This window comes from Solibacillus ferritrahens (assembly GCF_037027585.1).
GTDB lineage: Bacteria > Bacillota > Bacilli > Bacillales_A > Planococcaceae > Solibacillus > Solibacillus ferritrahens.
Genome location: NZ_JAXCLE010000041.1, coordinates 1 through 4,402, shown reverse-complemented (window position 1 = coordinate 4,402; position 4,402 = coordinate 1). Strand labels below are relative to the sequence as shown.

Annotated in this window: 6 protein-coding genes and 1 pseudogene; all 7 read left to right on the top strand. The window is 34.4% G+C overall.

Features of this window, described 5'->3' with window-relative positions; translation table 11 throughout:
• On the top strand, positions 1-796 hold a 796-nt coding region (locus tag SNE38_RS18905; protein ID WP_336047150.1), incomplete at its 5' end, for a DNA/RNA non-specific endonuclease.
• A gap of 5 nt (positions 797-801) precedes the next feature.
• Positions 802-1,290 (top strand): antitoxin YezG family protein, encoded by a 489-nt coding sequence (locus SNE38_RS18900; protein WP_336047149.1) that lies wholly within the window; start codon positions 802-804, stop codon positions 1,288-1,290.
• 418 nt (positions 1,291-1,708) lie between these two features.
• Positions 1,709-1,990, top strand: a pseudogene (locus tag SNE38_RS18895) (T7SS effector LXG polymorphic toxin); the annotation flags it as partial.
• Complete coding sequence (locus SNE38_RS19315) at positions 1,964-2,101, top strand: hypothetical protein (RefSeq protein WP_408022387.1); 138 nt, start codon at positions 1,964-1,966, stop codon at positions 2,099-2,101. The pseudogene SNE38_RS18895 and the gene SNE38_RS19315, both read left to right, overlap by 27 nt.
• A complete protein-coding gene (locus SNE38_RS18890; protein WP_336047148.1) occupies positions 2,101-2,277 on the top strand; it encodes a hypothetical protein in 177 nt (58 codons plus the stop codon). Before SNE38_RS19315 ends, SNE38_RS18890 begins: the two co-directional genes overlap by 1 nt.
• On the top strand, positions 2,235-2,846 hold the full coding sequence (locus tag SNE38_RS18885) for a GH-E family nuclease (protein ID WP_336047147.1): 612 nt from the start codon (positions 2,235-2,237) through the stop codon (positions 2,844-2,846). Before SNE38_RS18890 ends, SNE38_RS18885 begins: the two co-directional genes overlap by 43 nt.
• Positions 2,839-3,408 (top strand): suppressor of fused domain protein, encoded by a 570-nt coding sequence (locus SNE38_RS18880; RefSeq protein ID WP_336047146.1) that lies wholly within the window; start codon positions 2,839-2,841, stop codon positions 3,406-3,408. The genes SNE38_RS18885 and SNE38_RS18880 overlap by 8 nt, the downstream gene beginning before the upstream one ends.
• Positions 3,409-4,402 lie beyond the last annotated feature (994 nt).

Sequence of the window (4,402 nt, the reverse complement as noted above, 5' to 3'; positions counted from 1 at the left end):
TGAAGCCGTGATTGGAAGAGACCCAATTACCGGTAGAAAGTTGGAAAGCTGGGAACGCGGAGCATCAGTCGCTGCTATTTTAGGCGGACCTTTAGTAAAAGGTGTGAAGCATGGTGGAAAGATTCTCGGTAGCATTGCATCAGGAGCGAAAAATACAAAAGGTAAAACAGTACATGTGGCCGATTCCGCTACACCAGCAAATCCGACGAAGCAGCAAGCAAGAGCAACAACGTTACCACCTGCGAAAGCTAAGGATCAGACAAAGGGTACGGGTAACTCTCCTAAGATAACGGAAATACAAGAGGGGGACCTTGGGAAGCACATTATTAAAGGGAAAAATGGAAGAAAAGAACTGGCACCAAACGTGCGTTATATTACCGAGGATGGTTATAAATACACAACAGATGAGCTTGGTAGAATAGTAGATGTTGAGGCAGGAGAATTAATACTTCAAAAAGGAAAACGAAACAAAGGAATGCAAGTGGCAGCAGGCCGTGAAGATAGGTTACCTGATGATGATGGTGGCCACTTGATAGGAACTCAATTCAATGGCTCTGGAGATATTGATAATTTGATTGCTCAAAATAGACAAATTAATCGCTCTGGTGGAGAGTGGTATAATATGGAGCAAGAGTGGGCTAATGCGTTAGGTGGAAAGCCTCCTAAAAAAGTAAAAGTAAAGATTGAACCAGTTTATCAAGGAACCGCATTAAGACCAAATTATTTTGAAATAATTTATGAAATAGAAGGAAAAGGGATAGTTGAGAAAACGATTAGAAATCGCGCAGGAGGTTGATTAAAGTGGAAAAAGAAATGAACAAGTTGTATAGAGAAATAGCTGAAACGGTTAATGAAATGATTCCAGAAGAATGGGAGAAATTTTATTTCTATGCTCAGATATCGGAAACTGGAGGGGGAACGTACTTTTTTTATAATACACCTGAAAATAGACAATGCTTTAATTATAGTGTGGAAATCCCATTTAACTATGCTATTGATAAAGAAGAATTTAAAAAAAATAAAAGAAAGCTGTTTGAGTTGAGTGATGAACTAAGAAATGTTTTTAAAGATAATCAGCAAGAACTTTGGTATTCCTTTACAATGACTCTTGAGAGTAGTGGGAAATTTAAGATGCATTATGATTATACAAATTGGTTCGCTACAGAATATGGTTTTAGTGACCAAATGATTATTTGGAAAAATAAATACTTAGAAGAAGTACCAAATGATGGAGAATATAAAGCGTTAATCGATAAATACCATAGTGAATTTCCGAATAATCCTATATAACTAAATGAAAGACAGAAAAAATAATAGGGCGTTTGAAAATAGATACTCCATGATGGTTGTACCATCATAGAGTGTTATGTGCAATAAGAGAATAGAAAATAAAGTACGAGCTTTGGCGAGGTGACATTTTACAGGGCGATAAATACAAACACATGGAATGTATATTAAACTAACGAACTCGTACAAACTCGTAAGTTTTAAAAGGTGTCATACTGTTACTACAAAACTTACAAATTTACGCTACTTAAAAACAAATGAACTTAAAGCACTTGATTGTCAATTAAAGGCAACAAGTGCTTTTTACGTTTAAATATAACTACCATACTTACAACTATATTTAAGTTTAAACACGAGAATGACACAGCTCGTTGTGATAAATAAGGAAATAAACTTGTAAAAGGATAGTAAATTAAATGTAGAAGTTCAACCTGCCTTTAGACAAACCGAAGTGGCTAGTTCATATGGGGCAAGGATTAATCAAACACCTGCACCAATTAACCCGAGAATTGAATTTGAAGGAATTAGGGGAGAATCTTTAAGTACACTTAAACCGCCACCAGACTCTAAATTACAAAGTATATTAGACGAGGCTGGAATTAAAGGTATCAATATAAGAATGGAGTTCCTGATTTTTCGCCAGTATTATAAGCATAGGTGGAAATCAATTAATCATATGGTAGGTGGGACTGGTGATTATGGATCAGCTGACCCAAGAATTACAGTAGAAATGCCATATGTGGGTAAGGGTAAACCAGGAACCAATGCAGAAGGTTGGTTACGTGATAAAAAGACTTATATTGGAAAGAAATAATGAAAAAAACATTTAGAGAGTTTAGTTTAAGTAAAGCGAATAAACAAAAAATTTATTTAGGTTTCTCTCCTATAAATGAAAAAACATTTAGAGAATATTTCCCTCAATATGATATAAAAGAATTATATAATAGTTGGAAAGCTGGGAACGCGGAGCATCAGTTGCTGCTACTTTAGGAGGACCTTTAGTAAAAGGTGTGAAGCATGGAGGAAAGATTCTCGGTAGCGTTGCATCCGGTGGTAAATGTAAAACAGTATCTATTGTCGAGTCCGCTACACCAGCTAAACCGACAAAGCAGCAAGCACAGTCAAATGCAGAGCAGCAAGCAAGAGCAACAACGTTACCACCTGCGAAAGCTAAGGATAAGACTAAGGGTACGGATAAAGATAAATTATATAATAGAAGTAGCTTTAGGAAAGGTCCTCGTGCTAAGGCAGAAAGTGAAGCACCAAAAAATGCATCTGGGAAAATGATTTGCCCTACTTGTGGAAAAGACATTCCAGATAGTATTACAATCAATACTAAAAAAGGGCCTTTAAATAGAATTGGATATGACATAGACCATTATCCAGATACTTGGGCAGAAAGAGTTGCAAGTATGAAAGCAGGTGAAGTTAAGCCAACACGAAAAGAGGTATTGGATGAGTATAATAAACGATTAAGGGTTCAATGTCATGAATGTAATATTAGCCATGCATTTGAAGGAGTAGAAGGAACTTATAAAGGAGTAAAAAAAGATGATTAACTATGGAGAACTTTACTACGACCATTACAATAAGTTTTTAGGGAAACCAGTTGACCAAGAGGTGTTTAAAAATAATGAAGAAATGCCGAGTATACAAATTTTAAAGTATGAAAATGTATTTGAAGAATGTTTAGTTTATAATACACTTGGATTTAGTAAGTATGAGGAAATAGTAGGTGATAATGTTGAGATTTCAATGGTAGTTGATGGAGCATTTAATAGTACGGGAAAAATTCTTGCAAATGCGTTATTTTATTGTATCGGTAATCAAATGGAAATAGGAAGAGGAATAGCGATATGTGGTATCGAAAGTATTGATAAGACATTTGTTCAAAATTACGATAAATTTGCAATTTACTTTACAGAACCATTTGCTTTCCCTGAAAAATATAGCGAGGTTCGTACTGAGACTAAAGAGAAAGATGGAAGAATATTATTAGCGTTTTTTATTTCACAGTCGGAGTACGAATATTTTGTGGAAAATGGAACGGAGAAGTTTGAGGACTTATTAGAAGAAAAGAACGTTGATCCCTTTATGGTTAGCAGATCATCTGCTGTTTGAGTGCTAGTACCAAATATAACTCTTTACCTTAAAATGGATAATGGATCTATCGCTAATATATTTTTTAGATTTCATTGACTATATAGAAGAACTTTCAAGTGAAAACTGGTAAAAGGACAAAAATATTTTTACGGATATAAGCTTTAACTATAACATATGAAAAATAAAGTATATGTGAAGTGATTAGGAAAATGATAGGGCGATTGAAAATACGTACTTCATGATGGGAGCATCATCCCAGAGTATCCCGGGCAATAATAGACTAGAAAAAGAAGTACGAGCTTAGGTTGATGACATTTTATATTGCAGTGGGACTTATGACAGGGCATTGACTGTAAAGTAAAGAGATTGTACAAGCTCGTGGATATAAACAAAGATATAATGGTTTTTAAATTGTTTACAGTTAAAGATATCGTTGAATTTGAAATAATAACTCTTGAAGGCTAGACCATCAAGGAGTGCTATTTTAACAATAAAGCAATAAAGCAATAAAGCAATAAAGCAATAAGAGCGAGAATAGGCGAAATGACAATTTATTTACAAGGACCTCTTATGGATGTCATAAGCAACAAACACACGAGATTAAACAAGCTAAAGGGTTTAAACGTTACACTTGTCATGTGGGAAAAAAGATGTCATACTGTCAATAATAAAATAACTCATAAAACTTACAAATATTAATAAACTTAGAAAATTTAAAACTTAAAGCACTTGATTGTCTATAATAGGCGACAAGTGTTTTTTGCATGTTTAAATACGTAAATTTAAAAGATTACGATTATTTAATTAGTGTACTAAGTGTTAAATTTTCTATTAGTACTAGCATATAAGGGGAAGAACAGGCGATGGAAATAGAGGTTTCGATAGATAAGAAGTAAGCCCGTAATCAAATAACGCATATAAATAACCTGGCACCGCCGGTACGATAAAGTTATCATTCAAAGGAGGTGCCATTCTTACCTCCAGTCAATAGCTTTTTAGAAAATATTTTAGG